General features: G+C 71.4%; 21 protein-coding genes. 12 read left to right on the forward strand and 9 right to left on the reverse strand.

The features are described 5' to 3' along the window. Positions 1-125: 125 nt before the first annotated feature. The 3 genes from ACEYYH_RS20155 (at position 126) to ACEYYH_RS20165 (ending at position 3,290) form a co-directional block, all read left to right on the forward strand. Positions 126-1,511 (forward strand): aminomethyl transferase family protein, encoded by a 1,386-nt coding sequence (locus ACEYYH_RS20155; RefSeq protein WP_374976071.1) that lies wholly within the window; start codon positions 126-128, stop codon positions 1,509-1,511. A gap of 92 nt (positions 1,512-1,603) precedes the next feature. Beyond that, on the forward strand, positions 1,604-2,500 hold the full coding sequence (locus tag ACEYYH_RS20160; RefSeq protein WP_374976072.1) for an IclR family transcriptional regulator: 897 nt from the start codon (positions 1,604-1,606) through the stop codon (positions 2,498-2,500). A gap of 10 nt (positions 2,501-2,510) precedes the next feature. Further along, a complete protein-coding gene (locus ACEYYH_RS20165) occupies positions 2,511-3,290 on the forward strand; it encodes a DUF1932 domain-containing protein (RefSeq protein WP_374976073.1) in 780 nt (259 codons plus the stop codon). 180 nt (positions 3,291-3,470) lie between these two features. Here ACEYYH_RS20165 and ACEYYH_RS20170 read toward each other — a convergent pair whose 3' ends face one another. Beyond that, positions 3,471-4,880 (reverse strand): aminomethyl transferase family protein, encoded by a 1,410-nt coding sequence (locus tag ACEYYH_RS20170; protein WP_374976074.1) that lies wholly within the window; start codon positions 4,878-4,880, stop codon positions 3,471-3,473. A 150-nt stretch (positions 4,881-5,030) separates the two neighbouring features. Here ACEYYH_RS20170 and ACEYYH_RS20175 point away from each other — a divergent pair, with 150 nt between their 5' ends. Genes ACEYYH_RS20175 through ACEYYH_RS20190 form a run of 4 tightly spaced genes read left to right on the forward strand, consistent with a single transcriptional unit; the run spans position 5,031 to position 8,573 of the window. After that, a complete protein-coding gene (locus tag ACEYYH_RS20175; RefSeq protein WP_374976075.1) occupies positions 5,031-5,789 on the forward strand; it encodes a PIG-L deacetylase family protein in 759 nt (252 codons plus the stop codon). A 16-nt stretch (positions 5,790-5,805) separates the two neighbouring features. Beyond that, positions 5,806-6,519 carry a 4-carboxy-4-hydroxy-2-oxoadipate aldolase/oxaloacetate decarboxylase gene (locus tag ACEYYH_RS20180; RefSeq protein ID WP_374978268.1) on the forward strand — a complete coding sequence of 238 codons (714 nt, stop codon included), beginning with the start codon at positions 5,806-5,808 and terminating at the stop codon, positions 6,517-6,519. Further along, positions 6,506-7,585 (forward strand): 4-oxalomesaconate tautomerase, encoded by a 1,080-nt coding sequence (locus ACEYYH_RS20185; RefSeq protein WP_374976076.1) that lies wholly within the window; start codon positions 6,506-6,508, stop codon positions 7,583-7,585. Before ACEYYH_RS20180 ends, ACEYYH_RS20185 begins: the two co-directional genes overlap by 14 nt. A gap of 22 nt (positions 7,586-7,607) precedes the next feature. After that, entirely contained in the window at positions 7,608-8,573 is a 966-nt protein-coding gene (locus tag ACEYYH_RS20190; protein ID WP_374976077.1) for a VOC family protein, read from the forward strand. Between the two features lie 125 nt (positions 8,574-8,698). Here the strand turns inward: ACEYYH_RS20190 and ACEYYH_RS20195 are convergent, their stop codons facing one another. The 3 genes from ACEYYH_RS20195 to ACEYYH_RS20205 all read right to left on the reverse strand — a co-directional run bounded on the left by ACEYYH_RS20195 (position 8,699) and on the right by ACEYYH_RS20205 (position 12,834). Beyond that, positions 8,699-9,811 carry a 5-methyltetrahydropteroyltriglutamate--homocysteine S-methyltransferase gene (locus tag ACEYYH_RS20195; RefSeq protein ID WP_374976078.1) on the reverse strand — a complete coding sequence of 371 codons (1,113 nt, stop codon included), beginning with the start codon at positions 9,809-9,811 and terminating at the stop codon, positions 8,699-8,701. Between the two features lie 82 nt (positions 9,812-9,893). Then, the gene (locus ACEYYH_RS20200) at positions 9,894-10,805 is read right to left on the reverse strand and encodes a serine hydrolase (protein ID WP_374976079.1); all 912 of its coding nucleotides are present in this window, start codon (positions 10,803-10,805) and stop codon (positions 9,894-9,896) included. 64 nt (positions 10,806-10,869) lie between these two features. Next, a complete protein-coding gene (locus tag ACEYYH_RS20205; RefSeq protein ID WP_374976080.1) occupies positions 10,870-12,834 on the reverse strand; it encodes a M13 family metallopeptidase in 1,965 nt (654 codons plus the stop codon). Positions 12,835-12,958: 124 nt separating this feature from the next. On the opposite strand from ACEYYH_RS20205, the gene ACEYYH_RS20210 reads away from it, so the two are divergent. Continuing rightward, positions 12,959-14,278 (forward strand): MATE family efflux transporter, encoded by a 1,320-nt coding sequence (locus ACEYYH_RS20210; protein WP_374976081.1) that lies wholly within the window; start codon positions 12,959-12,961, stop codon positions 14,276-14,278. 25 nt (positions 14,279-14,303) lie between these two features. Here the strand turns inward: ACEYYH_RS20210 and ACEYYH_RS20215 are convergent, their stop codons facing one another. Both ACEYYH_RS20215 and ACEYYH_RS20220 read right to left on the reverse strand, forming a co-directional pair. Continuing rightward, entirely contained in the window at positions 14,304-14,957 is a 654-nt protein-coding gene (locus ACEYYH_RS20215; RefSeq protein ID WP_374976082.1) for a TrmH family RNA methyltransferase, read from the reverse strand. Between the two features lie 44 nt (positions 14,958-15,001). Then, on the reverse strand, positions 15,002-15,145 hold the full coding sequence (locus ACEYYH_RS20220; RefSeq protein ID WP_374976083.1) for a hypothetical protein: 144 nt from the start codon (positions 15,143-15,145) through the stop codon (positions 15,002-15,004). Positions 15,146-15,392: 247 nt separating this feature from the next. Here ACEYYH_RS20220 and ACEYYH_RS20225 point away from each other — a divergent pair, with 247 nt between their 5' ends. After that, positions 15,393-16,055, forward strand: a complete 663-nt coding sequence (locus ACEYYH_RS20225) for a metal-dependent transcriptional regulator (protein ID WP_374978269.1) — start codon at positions 15,393-15,395, stop codon at positions 16,053-16,055. Here the strand turns inward: ACEYYH_RS20225 and ACEYYH_RS20230 are convergent. Next, positions 16,045-16,995, reverse strand: a complete 951-nt coding sequence (locus ACEYYH_RS20230; protein WP_374976084.1) for an SDR family NAD(P)-dependent oxidoreductase — start codon at positions 16,993-16,995, stop codon at positions 16,045-16,047. The two genes, ACEYYH_RS20225 and ACEYYH_RS20230, sit on opposite strands and share 11 nt — an antisense overlap. Positions 16,996-17,035: 40 nt before the next feature. Between ACEYYH_RS20230 and ACEYYH_RS20235 the strand changes: the two genes are divergently transcribed. After that, positions 17,036-17,845 (forward strand): HAD-IIA family hydrolase, encoded by an 810-nt coding sequence (locus ACEYYH_RS20235; protein WP_116195407.1) that lies wholly within the window; start codon positions 17,036-17,038, stop codon positions 17,843-17,845. Between the two features lie 322 nt (positions 17,846-18,167). On the opposite strand, the gene ACEYYH_RS20240 is transcribed toward ACEYYH_RS20235, so the two are convergent. After that, on the reverse strand, positions 18,168-19,181 hold the full coding sequence (locus ACEYYH_RS20240) for an aldo/keto reductase (RefSeq protein WP_374976085.1): 1,014 nt from the start codon (positions 19,179-19,181) through the stop codon (positions 18,168-18,170). 69 nt (positions 19,182-19,250) lie between these two features. Here ACEYYH_RS20240 and ACEYYH_RS20245 point away from each other — a divergent pair, with 69 nt between their 5' ends. After that, on the forward strand, positions 19,251-20,675 hold the full coding sequence (locus ACEYYH_RS20245) for a PLP-dependent aminotransferase family protein (RefSeq protein WP_374976086.1): 1,425 nt from the start codon (positions 19,251-19,253) through the stop codon (positions 20,673-20,675). 9 nt (positions 20,676-20,684) lie between these two features. Next, positions 20,685-21,257, forward strand: coding sequence for a YdeI family protein (locus ACEYYH_RS20250; RefSeq protein ID WP_374976087.1), 573 nt, complete (start codon positions 20,685-20,687; stop codon positions 21,255-21,257). 150 nt (positions 21,258-21,407) lie between these two features. Here ACEYYH_RS20250 and ACEYYH_RS20255 read toward each other — a convergent pair whose 3' ends face one another. Next, a complete protein-coding gene (locus ACEYYH_RS20255) occupies positions 21,408-22,271 on the reverse strand; it encodes a helix-turn-helix domain-containing protein (RefSeq protein WP_374976088.1) in 864 nt (287 codons plus the stop codon). Positions 22,272-22,309 lie beyond the last annotated feature (38 nt).

Below are 22,309 nucleotides of genomic sequence, written 5' to 3' on the forward strand. Positions count from 1 at the left end.
GATGCTGGCGCGCAGCGCGCGGGGGCACAGCATCCGTTTCCGTTCAACGGAATCGCTCTGTCGAGGCCGGCCGGAGCGCTCTTACGCTGACCGCAGGTTCCCCAACCGACGAAGGAAGGTCGACGATGACCACGATGACGGACACCAAGACGGAGTCGCTCGCGCAGGCGATCGACCGCGCCGGCAGCCCCGTGGAGCTGCTGCGCAACCAGAACTGGCCGGCGTTCACGTTCCCGGTGGCGCCGGAGTTCACGAACTGGCGCGACGAGCAGCGCGCGTGGAACACGTCGGTGGCGCTGATGGACCAGTCGCACCACATGACACAGCTGTTCCTCGACGGCGCGGACCTCATTCCGCTCTTGAGCTCGATCTCGCCGAACACGTTCGCGACGTTCCGGCCGGGCGTCGCGAAGCAGCTCATCTCGGTCAACCAGGACGGCTACCTCATCGGCGACGGCATCCTGTTCTACAACTCCGAGGGCCCCGAGGGTGTGGTGCTCATCGGGCACCACATCCTCATCGACTGGGTGCGCTTCAACGTCGAGAAGGCGCAGGCGGACGGCAAGGACGTGCGCTACCGCCTCGAGGCGAACTCGCACATGCGCCAAGGTCCGCCGACGTTCTACCGCTACGAGCTGCAGGGACCCCACGCCGACACCGTGATGGAGAAGGTGTTCGGCGGGCCGGTGCCCGAGATCAAGTTCTTCCACATCGGCGACGTCGAGATCGCGGGGCGCCCGGTCAAGGCGCTGCGCCACGGCATGGCCGGGCAGCCGGGCTTCGAGTTCTACGGCCCGTGGGAGGACAGCGAGGTCGTCCTCGACGCACTCATGGAGGCGGGTGAGGAGCACGGCATCCGCCGCGTCGGCGCGAAGGCGTACTCGTCGTCGCCGCTCGAGTCGGGGTGGGTGCCGACGCCCTTCCCCGCCGTCTTCGACGACGACTTCGCCGAGTACCGCGAGTGGCTGCCCGCCGCGCGCATCGGATCGATCGGCGGATCGCTGTATTCGACCGACGTCCACGACTACTACATGACGCCGTTCGACATCGGGCTCGGGCGCTCGGTGCGCTTCGACCACGACTTCCACGGCCGCGAGGCGCTCGAGAAGCACGCCGAGAACCAGCGCCGCCGCAAGGTCACGCTGATCTGGAACGCCGACGACGTCGCCGCCGTCGTACGCTCGCAGCTGGAGCCCGGCACGCCGGCCAAGTACCTCGACTTCCCGAAGGCGCGGTACGGGCTGTACCAGATGGACCAGATCCTGAAGGACGGCGAGCAGGTGGGCATTTCGACGGATGCCGGTTACGTGGCGTACGACCAGCTCTACATGTCGCTGGCGACCCTGGACGCCGGCATCCGCGACGGCGACGAGGTCGAGGTCGTGTGGGGCGAGGACCCGATCTCGCGCAAGGACTCGGTCGAGCAGCACCGGCAGGTGCGGATCCGCGCGACCGTCGCCCCCGCGCCGTACCACGACTACGCCCGCACGGTGTACCGCCAGAACGCCTGAACCGCCAACCCCGCGCCGGCGCCCGGATTCCGCTGAGCGGAACCGCGGCGCCGGTGCGGGGTTAGCATGGCGGCGTCGTCGAGGAGGATGCCGTGGCACGAGGATCGGCCGGAGAGTCGGTGCTTCACCGGCACCTGCGCGTGCTCGAGAGCTTCGACGCGTGGCATCCGTTCCTCACGCTGACCGAGATCGCCGACGCGTCGGGCATCCCGCCGTCCACCGCGCACCGCCTCATCGCCGAACTCGAGCACGAGGGCCTCCTCGAGCGCCTGCCGGATCGCACCTACCGCCTCGGGGTACGGCTCTGGGAGTTCGCGAGCCGCACGCCCGGCGCCGTCGGGCTGCGCGAGATCGCCCGCCCGTGGCTGGGTGCGGTGCACGAGCGGGTTCGTCAGCACGCGCAGCTGGGCGTGCTGAGCGGCCGGGACGTGCTCTTCATCGATCGGATGTCGACCCGCGACGCCGTCGTCAACGCGACGCTGATCGGGGGCCGCATCCCGCTGCACGCATCGTCGAGCGGGCTGGTGCTGCTGGCATACGCCGATGCGGCGCTCGTCGCCGACGTGATCGCCGGAGGGCTGCGGACGTACACCGCGCGCACGATCCGCACCGGACCCGAACTGCGCGCGCAACTGCGCCGCGTGCGGGAGGAGGGCTACGCCGTCACCGAGGGGCACATCCACCCCGAGTCGCGCGGGATCGCCGTGCCCGTCACCGGACCCGGCGGCACCGTGTACGCCGCGATCGGTGTCGTGGTGCCCAACGACGGCGCCTCGACGCATGCGTACGCCGAGCTGCTGCGCCGCGCCGCCGCGGGCATCGCGCGCGACCTCGCGGTCGCGTACCGGCCCGACGTCGACGAGCGGACCCACGGCATCCGCTCGCTGGTGAGCGGCTCACGACGCTCGCTCGAGTATCTCGAGAGCCTCGACACCGACCCGCGCGGCTCGGGTACTCATCCCGCCCTCGGCCCGACGCCGGTGCCCTAGGGTCTGCAGCATGACGACGATCGCGGTCCTGGGGCTCGGCGAAGCCGGGCGGCGGTACGCGCGCGGCCTCGCGCACGCCGGAGCGGAGGTGCGCGGCTTCGACCCCGCGCACGATCTCGGCGACCCCGATGTGCCGCAGTTCGCCTCCCTCGCCGATGCCCTCGCCGGGGCCGACGTCGCGCTGAGCCTCGTGACCGGCCATGCTGCAGCATCCGTCGCTCGCGAAGCCCTGCCGCATGTCGCCGCGGGTGCCGTATACGCCGATCTCAACACGGGGGCGCCCGAGCTCAAGCAGCGCATCGCCCGGCTCGCCGCCGACCGCGGGCTCGCGATGGCCGACGTCGCGGTGCTCGCGCCGGTGGTGCGCGCGGGACACCGCACGCCGCTGCTCGCCAGCGGACCGGGCGCGCGGGAGTTCGCCGCGCGGATCGGGCCGTTCGAGGTGCCGGTCGACGTGGTCGACGGCGACGCCGGCGAGGCCGCCCGCCTGCGGCTGCTGCGGAGCGTGTTCATGAAGGGCCTCGCGGCGCTCGTGCTCGAAGGGCTCGGCGCGTCGCGTGCTGTGGGCGCGGAGGACTGGCTCCGCGCGCAGATGGCACAGGAACTGGGCCCCGACGGCGCCGCGCTGATCGACCGCCTCGTCGACGGCTCGACGACGCACGCAGTGCGCCGCGAGCACGAAGTGCGCGCCGCCCTCTCCGCGCTCGAGGCGTCGGGCCAGCACGCCGACATGACCCGCGCGACGCTCGCGTGGTTCGAGCGGCTGGTGGCCGAGCGCGACCACGACTGACGCCACTCGCCGAGGTGGCACAACACGCCGTCATCGCCGGGGCGACACGACCACGAGCGCCACCTTCGTCGGCCGCGCGCCGTCCCGGGCCCGCCCCGTGCCGAGCCCCGGCCGACGGCGCCTGCAGCCCCGGGCCCGACCGCGCCCAGCGCCGTGCCCGGCCGACCGCGCCCCGTGCTGCTACACCGCCGCGGCGGCCGTGCGCCAGCCGCCGTGGTACTCCTGGCGGGCGGTCACGGCGTACGGCACCGGGCTCACCACCGCACGCACCGCCAACTGCTCGTGCGGCTCGACGGTGGTCTTGCGCGAGCCGCCGTCGGGCTCGCCCCACACCACGCGCACCTCGGCGCCGATCGGCACGTCGCGGTCGACGGTCGCGAGCGACAGGCCGCGCTTCTCGTTGGCCGTGACGCCCGTGAACAAAGACAGGCCGATCGTGTCGCCATCGGCGTCGATCACGGCGTCGTAGTTCGACGAGCCGTAGTTCGCGTTCGGCAGGTCGAAGAACTGGTACCCGGGGCCCTCGCGGTCGATCACGGTGGTGAGGAGCTTGGCGAGGTCTTCGTCGTTCCACGCGAGCGTGACCTTCTTGCGCTGCGTCTCGGGGTCGACCTGCTCCAGCGCCTCGCGGCCGATGAAGTCGTGGTCGAACTTCACGAACGAGCCGTAGCCGAGGTCCCACGGGTTGAGGTAGTAGTCCTCGATGTCCTCCGACACGAACGACCCGGCGAGCGCGTTGATCGCCTCGTAGCTGTTCGCCGGGAGCCACTCGCGGTAGCGGCGCTCGATGTCGCCGCCGGTGTAGATCGCCGGCAGCGGCGACGGGATCCAGCCCGACTCGAGCGTGTTCGACGAGTACGCGCGCGAGCCGCACGGCTCGAGGCCGAACTCGCGGCCCGCCTCGAGCACCGCGTCGCGGATGCGCCCGTGCTCGGCGTACGGGCCCCAGATCTCCAGGCCCGGCGCTCCGGCCATGCCGTGGCGGAGCGTGCGCACGTGCTGCCCCGCGATCTCGAGCTCGCCCATGTGGAAGAACCGCACCTGCTCGACCTCGTGTCCGGCGAGCTTCTCGATGATGGGCCACGCGTTCGGCCCCTGGATCTGGAACCGATAGAACTCGCGCGTCACCGCCGCGCCGTACGGGCGCGACGGCGAGCGGTCGTCGTAGCGGGTCTCGACGTCATAGCCGCCGGTCTCGGCGTGGAACTGCAGCCAGTTCGCGCCGGGCGCGCGGCCGACGTAGACGTACTCGTCCTCCGAGAGATGGAACAGGATGCCGTCGCCGATCACTCCGCCCGTCGACGAGGTCGGCACGAACTGCTTCGCCGTGTTCACCGGGAAGTTCGCGAACGAGTTGATGCCGGTGTCGGAGAGCAGCGTGAGCGCATCCGGTCCCGTCATGAAGAAGTTCACCATGTGGTGGGTCTGGTCGTAGAGCACGGCCGTCTCGCGCCAGGCCTTCTGCTCGCGCCGCCAGTTCGAGAACTCGGCCGGTACCACCGGGTAGATATACGTGCCCAGCTGCGAGTTGCGGAGCATCTCGACGACGCTCCCCCGCTCGTCCATGAGTTCCTGCAGATTGCTCGCCATGCCTGTCTCGACTTCCTCGTCCAGTGGGTGATGCCGGGTGACCTGACCGCGATGCTACGTGGCGGCGATACCTACAGCCAGAGGTATTTGGTCGCCACGATTGTAGACAATTTGTTGACCATTTCGCCACCGGTATGGTTCGCTGGCCCCATGACAGACACCGCCGTCGACACGCTCCTCGTCGTCAGCGCCCACGCCGGCGACTTCGTGTGGCGGGCGGGCGGCGCGATCGCCGCCGCGGCCCTCCGGGGCGAGCGCGCGGTGGTCGCCTGTCTCTCGTACGGTGAGCGCGGCGAGTCGGCGAGCCAGTGGCTGGACGGCAAGTCGCTGGACGAGATCAAGCGCATCCGGCGCGACGAGGCCGAGGCCGCAGCATCCGCTCTCGGAGCCGAGATCGAGTTCCTCGACCTCGGCGACTACCCGCTCGTCGAGTCGCGCGACGCGGTGTCGCGCCTGGTCGACCTGTACCGGCGCGTGCAGCCCACGCTCGTGCTCACGCACACGCTGCGCGATCCGTACAACGGCGACCACCCCGCGGCCGCCCGGATGGCGCTGGAGGCACGCGTGCTCGCGCAGGCGATCGGCGTCGCGAACTCCGACGGCAGCTACCCCGGCAAGGACGACATCATCGGCGCCCCGCCGGTGTTCTTCTTCGAGCCGCACCAGCCCGAGCAGTGCGACTTCACTCCGAACGTGCTCCTCGACATCACCGAGGCGTTCGGGCGCAAGCGCGCCGCGATGGAGTGCCTGCCCGCGCAGAAGCACATGTGGTCGTACTACACCGACCTCGCGATCCGCCGCGGCGTCCAGCTCAAGCGCAACGCCGGCCCGAACCTCGGCCTCCACCACGAGACCATGGGCGAGGCCTACATGCGGCACTTCCCGCAGGTCACCGCGGTGCTGTCGTGAGCGGAGTGCGCCCGTGATGAAGCCCGTCATCGTCACCGACATCGAGCGGACGGATGCTGCGACCGCCCGCGCGCTCGGATCCCACGGCGTCGCGACGGTGCACGAGGCGATGGGCCGTACGGGACTCGTGGGTCCTGGCATCCGTCCCATCCAGGACGACGTGCGCGTCGCCGGAACCGCGGTCACCGTGCTGAGCCACCCCGGCGACAACCTCATGATCCACGCCGCCGTCGAGCAGTGCCGCGAAGGCGATGTGCTCGTGGTCACCACGACGTCGCCCTCGCTGGACGGCGCGTTCGGCGAGCTGTTCGCGACGGCCCTGCAGGCGCGCGGCGTGCGCGGGCTCGTCACGACGACCGGGGTCAGGGACATCGCGGAACTGCGCGGGATGGGCTTCCCGGTGTGGTCGGCGGCCGTGTTCGCGCAGGGCACCGTGAAGGCGACGCCCGGTTCGGTGAACGTGCCCGTGGTGATCAACGGAGTGACGGTGCGCCCGGGCGACGTGATCGTCGCGGACGACGACGGCGTGCTGTGCGTTCCCCGGCGGGACGCGGCCGAGGCCCTCGCCGCCGCCGACGCGCGCATCGCGAAGGAGGAGGCCGACCGCTCCGCGTACCGCGGCGGTGAGCTGAGCCTCGACCGCAAGGGACTGCGGCCGCTGCTCGCCGAGCTCGGCATCGAGTACGTCACGCAGGCCGAGTACGAGGCGCGCGACCATGAGCGCGCCTGACTCCGTGCAGGGCGGCATCCGCTGCATGCTCATGCGGGGCGGCACGTCGAAGGGCGCGTACTTCCTCGCCACGGATCTGCCGGAAGATCCGGCCGAGCGCGACGACCTGCTGCTGCGGATCATGGGCTCGCCCGATCCGCGCCAGATCGACGGCATCGGCGGCGCGCACCCGCTGACCAGCAAGGTCGCGGTGGTGTCGCCGTCGAGCGCCGAGGGCGTCGATGTCGACTATCTGTTCCTGCAGGTCGGGGTCGACACGGCGACAGTGGCCGATGCCCAGACCTGCGGCAACCTGCTCGCCGGCATCGGTCCGTTCGCGGTCGAGCGGGGCCTGGTCTCTGCCACGGGCGCGCGCACGACGGTGCGGATCCGGCTCCTCAATACCGGGGATGCCGCGACTTCGGTCTTCACCACGGTCGACGGCCGCCCCGACTACGACGGCGATGCCGCCATCGACGGGGTTCCGGGCACGGCGTCGGCCATCGAGCTCGAGGTCGGGGGCGGTCCCGGCAAGGCGCTGCTGCCGACCGGCCACCCCGCCGATGACCTCGACGGCGTCACCGCGACACTCATCGACAACGGGATGCCGGTCGTGCTCCTGCGCGCCGACGAGCTCGGCGTCGACGGCTCCGCGTCGCCCACGGCGCTCGAGGCCGACGCCGATCTCGCCGCGCGCATCGAGCGCATCCGGCTCGCCGCTGGCCCCCTCATGGGACTCGGCGACGTGTCGGCGCAGACGGTGCCGAAGATGATCCTGCTCTCGCCACCGCGCGCGGGCGGCGCGATCTCGACCCGCGCCTTCATCCCGACGCGCGTGCACACGGCGATCGGCGTGCTGATGGCAGCATCCGTCGCCGCCGCCCTTCGGATCCCCGGCGCGGTGGGGCACGACATGGCCGGCCCGCTCGACGAGGAGGACACCGCGATCGAGCACCCGAGCGGCACCTTCCCGTCTCGCGTCCGCGTCACCACGGACGAAGCCGGCGCCTGGCGCGCGACCTCGTTCTCCCGGCGGACGGCCCGCAAGCTCTTCGACGGCACGGTCTTTCCGAGGCCGCGCCGATGAACCACGTCAGAGAGGACGCCCCATGACCGCCGACACATCGTTCGACGTCGCCCACCTCGCCCACGTCGAGCTGCTGACGCCGACCCCGACCGAGAGCCGCTGGTTCTTCGAGGACCTGCTGGCCATGCGCGTGGTCGCCGAAGACGGCGACTCGGTCTACCTGCGCACGTGGGACGAGTACCAGCTGTACACGATCAAGCTGACGGCATCGGATGCTGCGGGCGTGGGTCGCACGTCGTTCCGGGCGTCGTCGCCGCAGGCGCTGGAGCGGCGCGTCACCGCGATCGAGGCGACAGGCCTCGGGCGCGGCTGGGTGGACGGCGACGTGGGCTGCGGGCCGACGTACGAGTTCACCGACCCCGACGGCCACACGATGGGGATCTTCTACGAGGCCGAGCGGTACGAGGCCGGTGACGACGACCGTCCGGCGCTGAAGAACCAGGCCTCGCGGTTCCCGGGCCGGGGTGTGAACGCGCGCCGTCTCGACCACATCAACTACCTCGCGAAGGACGTCGAGGCGAACGGCGCGTTCCTGCGCGACGCGCTGGGGATGCGCGAGTCCGAGCGCATCCGCCTCGACAGCGGCAGGTTCGCCGCGTGGTGGTTCCACTTCTCGCTGAAGTCGTACGACGTCGTCTACTCCGACGACTGGACCAAGCACGGCAACCGGCTGCACCACATCGCGTTCGCGCCCGACACCCGGGAAGACATCCTCAAGGCCGCCGACATCTTCCTCGAGAACGGCATCCACATCGAGTCCGGCCCGCACAAGCACGCGATCAACCAGACGTTCTTCCTCTACGTCTGGGAGCCCGGGGGAAACCGCATCGAGTTCGCCAACGCCGGCGCCCGACTCCTGCTGGACCCCGATCAGCCCGTCGTGGAATGGACGGAGGCCGAGCGCCGCAAGGGCCAGGCCTGGGGCATGAAGACGATCGAGACCTTCCACACCCACGGCACCCCGGTGGTCGACGCGCCCGGTCACTGAGCCCGGCGCGCCCGGCTCAGCTGCCATCTCGGGTTTGGGGCGCATTCACTCCGTTGGGGCGCAGATTCTGCGCCCCAACGGACGAAATGCGCCCCAAACCCGAAGCGCGGGGCCGAGGTCGGGGCTCAGCGCCAGACGTCGGCGGCGATGTCGACGACCTCGCGCACCTTGGCCCACTGCTCGTCCTCGGTGAGGACGTTGCCCTCCTCGGTCGAGGCGAAGCCGCACTGGGGGCTCAAGGCCAGCTGCTCGAGCGGGGCGAACGCCGCAGCCTCGTCGATGCGATGCTTCACCGCATCCACATTCTCGAGCTCTCCGGTCTTCGACGTGATGAGCCCGAGCACGACCGTCTTCTCGCCCTCCGGCAGGAACCGCAGCGGCTCGAAGCCGCCGGCGCGCTCGCTGTCGTACTCGAGGAAGTAGCCGTCGTAGGCGGTGTTGCCGAGCAGCTGCTCGGCGACCGGCTCGTACCCGCCCGACGAGATCCACGTCGAGCGGAAGTTGCCGCGGCAGACGTGCGTGGTGATCGTGAGGTCGTCGGGCTTGCCGTCGAGGATGCGGTTGAGGATTCCGGAGTACCGCTCGGCGATGCCGTCGGTGTGGATTCCGCGCTCGCGCGCCTTCTCGAGCTCGACCTCGGAGCAGAGGTACGCCCACGCGGTGTCGTCGAACTGCAGGTAGCGGGCGCCGGCGTCGTAGAACGCGGCGACGGCGTCGCGGTACGCCTGCACGAGGTCGTCGACGATGTCGTCGCGGCCGTCGTACCCCGAGCCCTCGAGGTGACCCGGCTCGAGGCGGAAGTCGAGCACCGTCGGCGCCGGGATGCTGAACTTCGGCACCGCGCCGGTGCTGCGCTCGAGGAGGCTCTTGAGCGAGCGGAAGTGGTCGAGGAACGGGTGAGTGTCGCTGAAGCCGATCTTGCCCGAGATCTCGATGCCCCGGGGCTTGGTCTGCACGCCCTGGAACTGGATGCCGTGGTCGAGCTCGACGATCTCGACGCCGTCGAGCAGGCCGAAGAAGTCGAAGTGCCACCACGAGCGGCGGAACTCGCCGTCCGTCGCGAGCTTCAGGCCGGCGTCGGCCTCGCGCACGACGAGCTCGGCGATCGCGGTCTCCTCCGCGACCCGCAGCGCATCGGCGTCGATGTCTCCGGCGGCGAAGCGGCGACGCGCCTCGGCGAGTTCAGCGGGACGGAGGAAGCTGCCGACGATGTCGGCGCGGAACGGCGGTGTTGACACCCTCGCAACGGTACCCGATGCCTTCCCCCATAGGTACTCGCCCGTCACCCGGCGTCACCAAACCACGGCGAGAGGCGCGGGTTCAGAAGACGTACTCCATGAGGTCCGTCCCCAGGATGCGGAAGGCCTCGTGCGCACGCAGGCGGTGCGAGATCGACAGGTCGTCGAAGCACACGATGAGCGCGTACGACACTCCGGCGCGCGGGCCTGCGAGCACACCTGCCTCGACACGGATGCCGGCATCCCGGCCGGTCTTGTTGATGAAGAGCAGGCCGTGCTCGTCGTTCTCGTGCGAGAACGGGTCGAGGCCGGTCGCGGAGGCGACGAGCGACAGGTCGTGGTTGAGGCTCAGCCACTCGGCGACCTGGGCGCTCACACGCGGCGAGACGACCTGCGAGTTGACCAGCGCCGCGAACACCTCGGCCAGCTCGCGGGCAGAGCCGAGAGCGAAGTGCGGAGCATCGTCGGGCCCGCGCTCGTCGCGGAACCGGTCGAGCAACGCCGAGCGGGCGAGACCGAGCTCCTCGATGCGGGCGCGCACGGCGGGGATCCCCACGCGGCGCAGCAGCGCGTTGGCGGCGAGCGCGTCGCCGGTCGACGCGGTGAGCACGGCGAGGTCGACAAGGGGAAGGGCGGGCGCCTTGAGGTGCTGCCACACTCCCCCGACGCCGACCGGCTCGATGTGCGCGCGGTCGATGATCTCGAGCGGCTCGAGGCGCCCCGACTCGAACGCGGCCGCCACCTCGATGAGCAGCGGCACGACGCCGAGCCCGGCCACCGGCAGGGTCACGAAGTCGTCGCCCGACAAGACGGACGTGCCGCGGTCGAGGTCGGTGATGCGCACCGAGATCTTGGCCCCGGATGCGGCGAGATCGTCGAGCGCCTTCAGCGTCGACGTGAACGAACGACGACCGGCCGCTGCCCTCTTCGGCAGCCGCCGACCGGTGCTCCGCCCTGCCCCCCGCAGCGACTCGGCATCCTTTCTGGGCTCCATGCCCACGGAGTTTCCCTCCCCTTGACGTTGTTGCGGGGTGATCGGGCCGCGCGCGGCCCGTCCGTCACCAGATGGTGACGCGCTGGTCCTCGTCGAGCCAGAGCGCATCCGACTCGGTCACACCGAACGCATCGTAGAACGCGTCGATGTTGCGCACGATCTGGTTGCACCGGAACTCGTTGGGCGAGTGCGGATCGATCGTGAGCAGACGGATGGTCTCCGCATCCCGCCCCTTCTGCTGCCAGATCTGCCCCCAGCTGAGCAGCAGTCGCTGGATGCCCGTGAAGCCGTCGAGCTCGGGCGCGCCGGTGCCGTCGAGCGAGAGCTCGTAGGCCTTGATCGCGATGCCGAGGCCGCCCAGGTCGCCGATGTTCTCGCCGATGGTGAGCGCGCCGTTGACGTGGTTGTCGTCGGCGAGCCCCTGCGGCACGAGGGCGTCGTACTGTGCGATGAGGTTCTTGGTGCGCTCCTCGAAGGCGGCGCGGTCGTCGTCGGTCCACCAGTCGCGCAGCGACCCGTCGCCGTCGAAGCGGCTGCCCTGGTCGTCGAAGCCGTGGCCGATCTCGTGGCCGATGACCGCGCCGATGCCGCCGTAGTTGGCGGCGGCGTCGCGCTCGACGTCGAAGAACGGGTACTGCAGGATCGCCGCCGGGAACACGATCTCGTTCATGAGCGGGTTGTAGTACGCGTTGACCGTCTGCGGGGTCATGAACCACTCGTCGCGGTCGATCGGCTGGCCCACCTTCGCGAGCTGGCGGTCGTGCTCCCAGACATGGGCGCGGCGGACGTTGCCGACGAGGTCTTCGGCGTCGATCTCGAGGGTGGAGTAGTCCTTCCACTTCACCGGGTACCCGATCTTCGGGGTGAAGGCGTCGAGCTTCGCGAGCGCGCGCTCCCGGGTCTCGGGGCTCATCCACTCCAGGTCGGCGATCGACTGCCGGTAGGCCTCGATGAGGTTCGCGACCAGCTCGTCCATCGCCTCCTTGGCAGCGGGCGGGAAGTGGCGCTCGACGTAGACGCGGCCGATGGCCTCGCCCATCGCGGCCTCGGCGAGGCTGACGCCGCGCTTCCACCGCTCGCGGTTGACCGGGACCCCGGTCAGCTGCGTGCCGTAGAACCCGAAGTTCTCGGCGACGAACTCCTCCGAGAGGAACGGCGCCGCGGAGTGCACGACGGCGAACCGCAGCCACGCCTTCCAGTCCTCGAGGCGGTCCTCGACCAGCAGCGCGCCAAGCCCCTCGAAGAAGCTCGGCTGGTAGACGTTGATCTCGGCGAACGCGTCGGCGTGGTCGGGCGCCGCGCTGTCGCGCCAGGGCGTCAGGTCGACGCCGACGAGCTCCTGCACCTCGTCCCACGTCTTCAGGTTGTACGTCTTGACCGCATCGCGGCTCGAGACGTTGTCCCAGTGGTGGGTGGCGAGCTCCGTCTCGATCGCGACGATCCGGTCGGCGGATGCCTCGGCCTCGGCCACGCCCGCAAGCTCGAGGATGCGCTGCACGTGCGTGCGGAACGCGATGCGTGTCTCCTGGAAATTGTCGAGACGGTAGTAGCTCTCGTCGGGCAGCGACAGTCCGCCCTGGATGAAGAACGGCACGTAGCGCTCGGGGTTGCCCGGGTCGGGCTCGAAGTAGAGGTGGATCAGCGCGGCGACCCCGTCCCGCTCGAACTCGCCGATCGTGCGCAGGAACCCGGGGATGTCCTCGATCGCCTCGACGCGGGCCAGCGACTCGGCGAGCGGGGCGGCGCCCTGCGCCTCGATGCGCTCGGTGTCCATGAAGCTCGTGTAGAGGTCGCCGATCTTGCGGGCCTCGGTGCCGGGTTCGGCCTGCTGCGACTCCTCGACGATCGCGTGCACGTCCTTCTCGGCCTGCTCCGCGATGAGGTGGAACGAGCCCCACCGCGCCTTGTCCTCCGGGATCTCGGTCCGTTCGAGCCAGCTGCCGTTGACGTGGCGGAACAGATCGTCCTGGGGGCGGATCTCGGCGCTGAGTTCCTCGAGCGCGAGACCGGAGCGGGGGGCATCGGTCATGCGTTCCAGGGTAGTCGTCCCGAGCCTGGACAACTCTCGGGAGCGGCCGGATCGCCGCTCGTGACGACATTGTGATGAACGGATGCTGCGCCAGGGCGTCGGCGCCGCCTCTTAGGCTCGTGGGGTGACGACCGACACCCTGAACCGCGACATCCTGCGGCTCGCGGTGCCGGCGCTCGGCGCCCTGATCGCCGAGCCGCTCTTCCTCATCGTCGACTCCGCGCTCGTCGGCCACCTCGGCGTCGAGCCGCTCGCCGGCCTCGGCATCGCGAGCGCGGTGCTGCAGACGATCGTCGGGCTCATGGTGTTCCTCGCGTACTCGACGACACCCGCGGTCGCGCGCCGGTTCGGGGCGGGCGACCCGTCGCGTGCGGTGTCGGTGGGCATCGACGGCATGTGGCTCGCGCTCGGCATCGGCGCGGTGCTGGCGCTCGTCGGCTACGTCGCGACGCCGCTGCTCGTCGGCCTGTTCGGCGCGACGCCCGAGGTCGCTCAGCAGGCCGAGATCTACCTCGGCATCTCGATGTGGGGCCTGCCCGCGATGCTCGTCGTGTTCGCGGCGACCGGACTCCTGCGCGGCATGCAGGACACCGTGACGCCCCTGTGGATCGCCGGCCTCGGCTTCGCCGCCAACGCCCTGCTCAACTGGCTCTTCATCTACGGCTTCGGCTGGGGCATCGCGGGCTCGGCGATCGGCACCGTCGTCGCCCAGTGGGGCATGGTCGCCGCGTACGCGGTCGTCATCGGGCGGCTCGCGCGGCGGCACGAGGCATCCGTCCGTCCACAGCGCGACGGGGTGCGGGGCTCGGCGCGATCCGGCGGCTGGCTGTTCCTGCGCACGGTGTCGCTGCGGTTCGCGCTGCTCGCGACGGTCGCCGTCGCGACCGGGCTCGGCACGGTCGAGCTCGCCGGGTGGCAGGTCGCCTTCACGATCTTCTCGACCGCGGCGTTCGCGCTCGATGCTCTGGCGATCGCCGCCCAGGCCCTCATCGGCAAGGGCCTCGGCGCGGAGGACAGTCCGCTCGTACGCCGCGTGCTCGGCCGCACCGTCGCGTGGGGCGCGTGGTTCGGCGTGATCACCGGCGCGATCATCGGCGCGCTGTCGGGGGTCATCGGGCTGGCCTTCACCGGCGACGCCGGCATCGCGACGCTCGTGCAGCCCGCCCTCATCGTGCTGGCGATCGCTCAGCCCGTGTGCGGCATCGTCTTCGTGCTCGACGGCGTGCTCATCGGCGCGGGAGATGCGAAGTACCTCGCGATCGTGGGGGTGCTGAACCTCGTGCCGTTCGTCCCCGCGCTCGCTCTCGTGGCCTGGCTGCACCCCGTGGGTGCCGCCGGGCTCGCGTGGCTGGCCGTCGCGTTCTTCGGCGTCTACATGCTCGCCCGGCTCGCCACCCTCGGCTGGCGCGTGCGCGGCTCGGCCTGGCTCACCGCCGGGGCGTGACCGGCGTTTCGACTCGCGAGCTCGCTCAACGACCGGTGTGACGGCGGCACCATTCGTACATGACGACCGCCGCGGCGGCGCTCGCGTTGATCGAGCGGGTCGAGCCGTACTGCTCGATCTGGACGGTTCCGGATGCTGCCGCCAGCGCCTCCGGCGACAGCCCCGGTCCCTCCTGGCCGAAGAGCAGCACGCACGCCTCGGGCAGGTCGGCGGCGGGCAGCGGCAGCGAGCCCTCGACGTTGTCGATCGCGATCACGGGGAGGGACGCGGCATCCGCCCATTCGGTGAATGCCGCGACGGTCTCGTGGTGGCGCACGTGCTGGTAGCGGTCGGTCACCATCGCGCCGCGGCGGTTCCAGCGGCGCTTGCCGATGATGTGCACCTCGGCGGCGAGGAACGCGTTGGCGCTGCGCACGATCGAGCCGATGTTCATGTCGTGCTGCCAGTTCTCGATGGCGACGTGGAACGCGTGGCGGCGCGTGTCGAGGTCGGCGACGATGGCGTCCATCGTCCAGTACCGGTAGGCGTCGACGACGTTGCGGGCGTCACCGTGGGCGAGCAGCTCGCGGTCGTAGCGCGGATCGTCGGGCCACGCGTCCGGACCGCCCGGCCACGGCCCCACGCCCACCGGCAGGGTGGGCTCGGCGGGCTCGGCGGCGCTCGGATCGGGCGGATTCACCGGCCCAGGCTATCCGCCGCGGAGCGCGCGCCGCGATCGGGCGATCAGGTGTGGTGCACCTGGTGCCACTGGCCGCGTCGCGTCTCGGCGAGCGACGCCCGCCATACCCGGCGGGCGGGCCGCGCCATCCTGCGCTCCCGCACGCCCTCCATCACGTGATGGATCGCCGCGACCAACTTCGTCGTCATCTGTACCGCCTGCTCTCGAGGATGTCGAATCAGGCATATCGCCGATCGCGGTCGAAGTGACTGGGGGTTGACACGCCGACACCGACGTGCCCGACCGGTCGCATTTTTCGGTGGTCCGAAACGGCGGACGTTCTCGGTATGCCGCGGCTACCGCAACCGCGTGTGGACGACGATCGCGGGGATCGCAGCATCCGTCTTCCTCATCGCCCTCAACGCGGTTCTGCTGTACCTCGTGCTGACGGGGCCGATGAGGGCCGCCCGGTACCCTGAAACCGTGGCCTCCCCCGCGATCGACGACTACCTGAAGACGATCTACCACCACACCGAGTGGCAGGACGATCGCATCACGCCGTCGCAGCTGGCCGCCGAGCTCGGGCTCGCGCCGTCGAGCGTCACCGAGATGGTGCAGAAGCTCGCCGCGCAGGGTCTCGTGACGCATCGCCCCTACGGCCCGGTGTCGCTGAGCGAGGCCGGCGAGCTGCGGGCCGCCGCGATCATCCGGCGGCACCGGCTCATCGAGACGTGGCTCGTGCGCGAATTCGGCTACGCGTGGGACGAGGTGCACGACGAGGCCGAGGTGCTCGAGCACGCGATCAGCGACCGGCTGCTCGAGGGCATCGACGAGCGGCTCGGTCGCCCGCGCTTCGACCCGCACGGCGATGCGATCCCGGATGCTGCGGGCCACGTCCATCGCGAGCCCTTCGTGCTGCTGGCGGCGGCGCCGGCGGGTCATGTCGGGCGGGTGCTGCGGGTGAGCGACCGCGACCCCGAGCTGCTCCGGGCCGTCGAATCGGCCGGCGTGTCCGTCGGCGCGACCGTGACGGTGACGGATGCTGCGACTCTGGGGATCGCCGGGTCCGAGGTGTCCCTGCCCGAGGCCGCGGCCGACGCGGTGTGGCTCAGCGCCTGACGCGCGCCGCGATCCCGAACGGCCAGCGAACGCCTGTCGCGGTCTCGGCGACGTCCCACAGGCGCGCGGCCACGACCGGGTCGCGGGTGATCTTCGAGGCGGTGTGCTTGCGGGGCTCGCCGCGCGAGCCGGTGCGCGGACCCCAGAACTCGCCGCCCTCGACGTCGGGGTCGGTGAGCGCCCGCACGAGCGGCCAGGCGCCGTGCTCCTTCGACTGCGCCATCGCCGCCTGCAGGTTGTCGCGGAAGCGCTTGGCGCGGGAGGGCTCGTTGACGCCGACGATGCCGGGAGTGCGGCCGCCGGTCGAGTAGCCCGGGTGGGCGACGACGCTCGCGACCGGGATGCCGGCCGCCCGCAGGCGGCGGTCGGCCTCGAAGCCGAGCGCCATCGTCGCGACCTTCGACTGCACATACGCGCGCCAGGCCGAGTAGCCGTCGACGAGCTGCGGGTCGACGGGGTCGTACGGCGTGAGCGACGTCGACATGCTCCCGACCCACACCATGCGCCCGTGGGCCTCGGCGAGGGCGGGCAGGAGCTCGCCGGCGAGCGCGTAATGACCCAGGGCGTTGGTGGCGAACACGACCTCGTGCCCGTCGATCGTGGTCTCGCGCGTCTTCGGCGCGTGGACGATCCCGGCGTTGAGCAGCACGCCGTCGAGGGCGCCCTTGCCGCGCACGCTCGCCGCGGCGGAGCGCACCGACGCCAGGTTCGAGGTGTCGAGGATGAGCGGCTCGGTCGCGTCGGGGGCCGCCTCGGGCACCCGGCGTCTGATCGCAGCGCGTGCCGCCGACAGCCGGTTCGGATGGCGCGCCGACATGAGCACGCGCGCTCCTGCGCGCACGAGCTGTTCCGAGGCGAAGTAGCCGAGGCCGGCGTTGGATCCGGTCACGAGGTACACGCGTCCGGAAAGGTCTGGGAGGGTCCGGGGGTCCCACGTCACGGGAACGACCCTACGCCCGACCGGCACCTAGTCTGGACGCATGCGGACCCGCGCGGACATCGAATGCTGGCTCACCGACATGGACGGCGTGCTGGTCCACGAGAACACCCCCATCCCGGGGGCATCCGACCTCCTCCAGCAGTGGACCGATCAGGGCGTGCCGTTCCTGGTGCTCACGAACAACTCGATCTTCACGCCGCGCGATCTGTCGGCCCGGCTGCGGGCCTCCGGCCTCATCGTGCCGGAGGAATCGATCTGGACCTCCGCCCTCGCCACCGCCGACTTCCTCAAGTCGCAGATGCCCGGCGGCTCGGCGTTCGTCATCGGCGAGGCGGGCCTGACGACCGCTCTCCACGAGGCCGGCTTCATCATGACCGAGACCGACCCCGACTATGTCGTCGTCGGCGAGACCCGCAACTACTCGTTCGAGGCGATCACGAAGGCGATCCGCTTCATCAACGCCGGCGCCCGCTTCATCGCGACCAACCCCGACGCGACCGGACCCTCGACCGAGGGCGTGCTGCCGGCGACCGGTGCCATCTCCGCGCTCATCACGAAGGCGACCGGCATGGAGCCCTACGTCGTCGGCAAGCCGAACCCGATGATGTTCCGCTCGGCCCTGAACCAGATCGGCGCGCACTCCGAGAACACCGGCATGATCGGCGACCGCATGGACACCGACGTCGTCGCCGGCATCGAGGCGGGCCTGCACACCGTGCTCGTGCTGACGGGCATCAGCGACGACACCGAGATCGCGCGCTACCCGTTCCGCCCCGACGAGGTGCTGGATTCGGTCGCCGACCTCCTCGACCGCGAGCCCGTCGAGTCGGAGGACCCCGAGCTTCTTTAGGCGCGAGCTCCCGCAGGGCACCGCCCCCGCAGCATCCGTCCCGCACCTCAGATCTTGGCGATTCGCCAGATCCGGCGCGGTTCTCCCCAGCTCTTCGGCGACTCGCCAAGAACCGGCGCGTCAGGCACGCGGTCGATTTTGGCGACTCGCCAAGAACCGACGCGCAAGGCGCCGATTGTGGCGACTCGCCAAAAGCGGCTGTGTAGGGACGACATCGGGAGAACGGATGCTGCGGCCCGGGGCCTGCGACAGATGAGGTGCGGCGGGCTTCCGCAGCGCCCGCCGCACCCCGGGCCCGCCGCGCCGGTCGGGCCGCACCCGGTCAGGCCGAGACCGCGGCGCGGACGTCGAGGTCGGCGGCGTCGAGGCGGGCGCGCACGTCGGCGTCGAGCACGAGCTCGGACGCGGCGAGCGCCTCCTCGAGCTGCGCGACGCTCGAGATGCCGACCACGGGGATCACCGGCACCTCCGCACCGAGCAGCCACGACAGCGCGACCTGGTTCGGGGTCGCACCGATCTCGGCGGCCACGTCGTGGAGCGCGCGCACGCGCTCGCGGTTGGATGCGTGGCGCATCGGGGCCCACATCGGCTTGTCGTCGCGGGCGAACGCGCCCTGGTGCAGCGGCGAGTACGCGGTGATCGTGAGCGGCGGCCGGCCGTCGGTGCCGGCCGCGGCGACGTAGTCCAGGAGCTCGGCCGACACGTCGTTCGTGCGGCCGAACCCGGGGCTCGGGTAGACGTAGCTGTACCCCTGCTGCACGACGCCGTATGGGTCGACGCCCTGGCGCAGCGCCTCGTCGCGCGCCTCGATCAGGCGCCACAGTGCGACGTTCGAGATCCCCGAGATGCCGACGAGCCCCTCGCGCTGCAGCTGCCCGAACGCGGCGACGGTCTCGGCGATCGGCGTCTCGCGGTCGTCGACGTGCCCGTACAGCACGTCGATGCGGTCGACGCCGAGGTGCTGCAGGCTGAGACGCGCCTCGCGGGCGACGACCTCGCCCGACCGCCCCTGGAAGTTCGTCGGCTCGACGTTCTGCAGGGGCAGCGCGGGATTCTTCTTCGCGGCGCCGAGCTTGGTGGCCAGGCGCACATCGCCGAGGCCGCCGCGGCGGCGGATCCACGCGCCCAGCACGTCCTCGCTGTCGCGGCCATGCCCGCCGACCCACGCGTTGTAGTTGTTCGCGGTGTCGACGAAGGTGCCGCCCGCGTCGGCGAAGCGGTCGAGGATCTCGAGGGATGTCGCGGTGTCGGTGCGCGTGCCGAAGAACATGGTGCCGAGGCACAGGGTCGAGACCTCGAACGAGGTCGTGCCGTTGGAGATGGTGCGGTACTGCATCGGAGTGCCCTTCTGTGGTTCGTAATCCCATCGTGGATCGCGGGCGGTCTGGGAGTACGATCCGATTCCATGGCAGAAACCCAGACCAATCCGGTCGCCTGGGAGACGCTCCTCGATCTCGCCGCGTACGACGGCCCGCGTCACGTGAGGCTGGAGCAGGCGGTGAGGGATGCTGTCGCCACCGGGCGCCTGCCCGCCGGCGCCGCGCTTCCCCCGAGCCGGCTGCTCGCTGCGTCTCTCGGGGTCTCGCGGTGGGTCGTCACCGAGGTGTACGGGCGGCTCAGCGCCGAAGGCATCCTCGATGCCCGCACCGGTTCGGCGACGCGGGTCGCAGCATCCGTCCGCGCCACCGCTTCGCGGCCCGTCCCGGAGGCTGCCGTCCCGATGCGGCGGCCCCGCTACGACCTCGCGCCCGGCGTGCCCGACCTGCGGAACGCGCCGCGGGCGCAGTGGATGCGCGCGATGGCCGAGGCGCTGAGCCAGACGCCGGATGCCGAGCTGTTCCGCCTCGACGGTGATGTGCCGGCGGCCCGCACGGCGCTCGCGGCGTATCTGTCGCGGTCGCGCTTCGCGCGGGCCGACGCGGACGCCGTCGTGGTCACGCACGGCGCGGCCGACGGCATGCGGCGCGTCGCCCGGGCCCTGCGCACCCTCGGGCACACCGCGCTCCTCGTCGAGGATCCGTCGTGGCAGCGCATGCGGCAGGTCGCCGCCGCGGAGGGGCTGACGTCGGTGCCCGTTCCCGTGGACGACGGCGGGGTCGACGTCGCGGCGCTGGCCGAGGCGTCCATCCGCACCGGCGCGCGAGCGGCCCTCGTGACGCCCGCACACCAGTTCCCGACGGGGGTGCCGCTGTCGGCCGAGGGGCGCGAGCGGCTCGTCGCGTGGGCCCGCTCGTGCGACGGGGTCGTGATCGAGGACGACTACGACGCCGAGTTCCGCTACGACCGGCGCCCGATCGGCGCGCTGCAGGCGCTGGCACCCGACCGCGTCGTGCTCGCCGGCAGCCTCAGCAAGACCGCGACCCCCGCGCTCGGACTCGGCTGGCTCGTGCTGCCGCCGTGGCTGCGCGACGCGGTGCGCGACGCAGGATCGGCGGCCCCGTCGACGCTCGACCAGCTCGCGCTCGCCCGCTTCCTCACCTCCGGCGGTCTCGACCGGCACCTGCGGGGCGCCCGCACGCGCTACCGGCGGCGGCGCGAGGCGCTCCTCGCGGCGCTCGATCGCGCGCTGCCCGAGTGCCGCGTGTCGGGCATCGCTGCCGGGCTGCATGTCGTGCTCGACCTGCCCCCCGGCGTGCGGGCGGCCGACGTCGTGCGCGCCGCCGAGCCCCGCGACCTCGGCCTCACCGACATCCGCCGCTACCGTGTCTCACCCGACGCGCCGGCACCCGAACGTCTCGTGCTCGGCTACGGCGACCTCGCCGACCCCCTTGTCGACGACGCGGTGCGCCTGCTCGCCGCCATCGTGCGCGAGGTCGGAGGCTCCCGGTAGGGTCGCGGCATGGGCGCGCTCGACGACGGCGAGATGGTGGAAGCGACGGATGCCGCGGCCTGGCGCTCGTGGCTCGACGCGAACCATCGCACCTCCAAGGGGGCCTGGCTCGTGCGGGCGCGACCGGGCTCGGGGATCGAGGTCGTCGGCTACGAGGACGCGATCCTGCAGGCGCTGTGCTTCGGGTGGATCGACGGTCCGGTGCGCTCGTTCGACGACGCGCGCGGGGGCCTCTGGTTCGCGCCGCGGCGCGCGACGAGCGGGTGGGCGGCGACGAACAAGGCGCGGCTCATCCAGCTGGAGGAGGCGGGACTGATCACCGAGGCGGGCTATCGCGCGGTCGAAGTCGCCAAGGCCAACGGCGCGTGGACCGTGCTCGACAACGCCGAGGCGCTGCGCGAGCCCGACGACCTCGCGGCCGCGCTCGACGCCGTCCCCGCCGCGCGCATCGCGTGGGACGCGTTCCCGCCGTCGAGCCGCAAGCTCGGCATCGCGAACGTCGACATGGCGCGGCGTCCCGACACGCGGGCCGCGCGCGTCGCGAAGATCGTGGCGGATGCCGCCGAAGGGAAGCGCCCGTGATCTCCGAGACCGAGCAGACTCTGCTCCTCCTGACCGCCGCGATCATCACGCTGGGCACGCTCACCGTCATCATCTGGCAGTGGTGGCGCGGGCGAGGCAAGGGCGACTGAACCCCGAGCCCTCCCGGCGGCGGGCACGACCCGTCGCCGGTCAACCCTTGCGCTGTTCGCGGTACGCGCGCGGGCTCATGCCGTGCATGCGGCGGAACTGCCGCGAGAAGTAGAACGGGTCGTCCAGTCCGATCCGGCGCCCGACCTCGGCGACCGGCAGATCTGTCGTGTCGAGCAGGGAGCGGGCACGCGCCATCTTCAGCGCCTGATGGTGGGCGAGCACCCCGCCGCCGGTGGCCCCGCGGAACAGCGCGGCGAGGTGCGATGGCGACACCCCGACCATCGCCGCGAGCTCCGCGACCTGCACGCGCCCGCCGATGCGCTCCTCGAGATAGCGCATGGCGCGCTCGAGCGGTGCGCCCTCGCTCGGCAGCGCCCGGTCGGCGGCGAGCTGGGTGAACAGGCGCCACGCCATGCCCGACGTCGCGACCAGGTGCGCCGGCGTCGTCCCGCTCGCGAGCGACACCGCGATCTCATCGAGCAGGGCGGTGACGCGGTCGACCTCGCGCAGCGACACGGTGAGCCGTTCGGGACGGATGCCGGCTGCCGCCGTGAGCTCCGGGACGTCGGTCCCGCGCACGTGACACCACCAGATCGTCCAGGGGTCGGTCGCGTGCGCGCCGTAGGAGTGAGCCACGCCACCAGGGATGACGATCGCCGTCGAGCTCCCCACGCGCGTGCGGACGCCCTCCGCCTCGATCCATCCCGACCCGGCGACGCACACGATCACGATCGTCTCTTCCGCTCCGCCGGGACGGTGTCGCCCATGGTGTCGCGCGCGAGGGAAGCACCCGGCATCCGTCACCAGCATCCGCCGCGTGACCGGTCGCTCGAGCGCGGCGTCGACGAGCGGGCGCGGGACGACGCTCAGTCGCTCCCGTTCGAACCCCTCGGCGCGCTCCATTCCGGCATCCTGTCACGAACCACCGTCGGATCGTCCAG

This window comes from Microbacterium trichothecenolyticum (genome assembly GCF_041938625.1).
GTDB classification, from domain to species: domain Bacteria; phylum Actinomycetota; class Actinomycetes; order Actinomycetales; family Microbacteriaceae; genus Microbacterium; species Microbacterium trichothecenolyticum_D.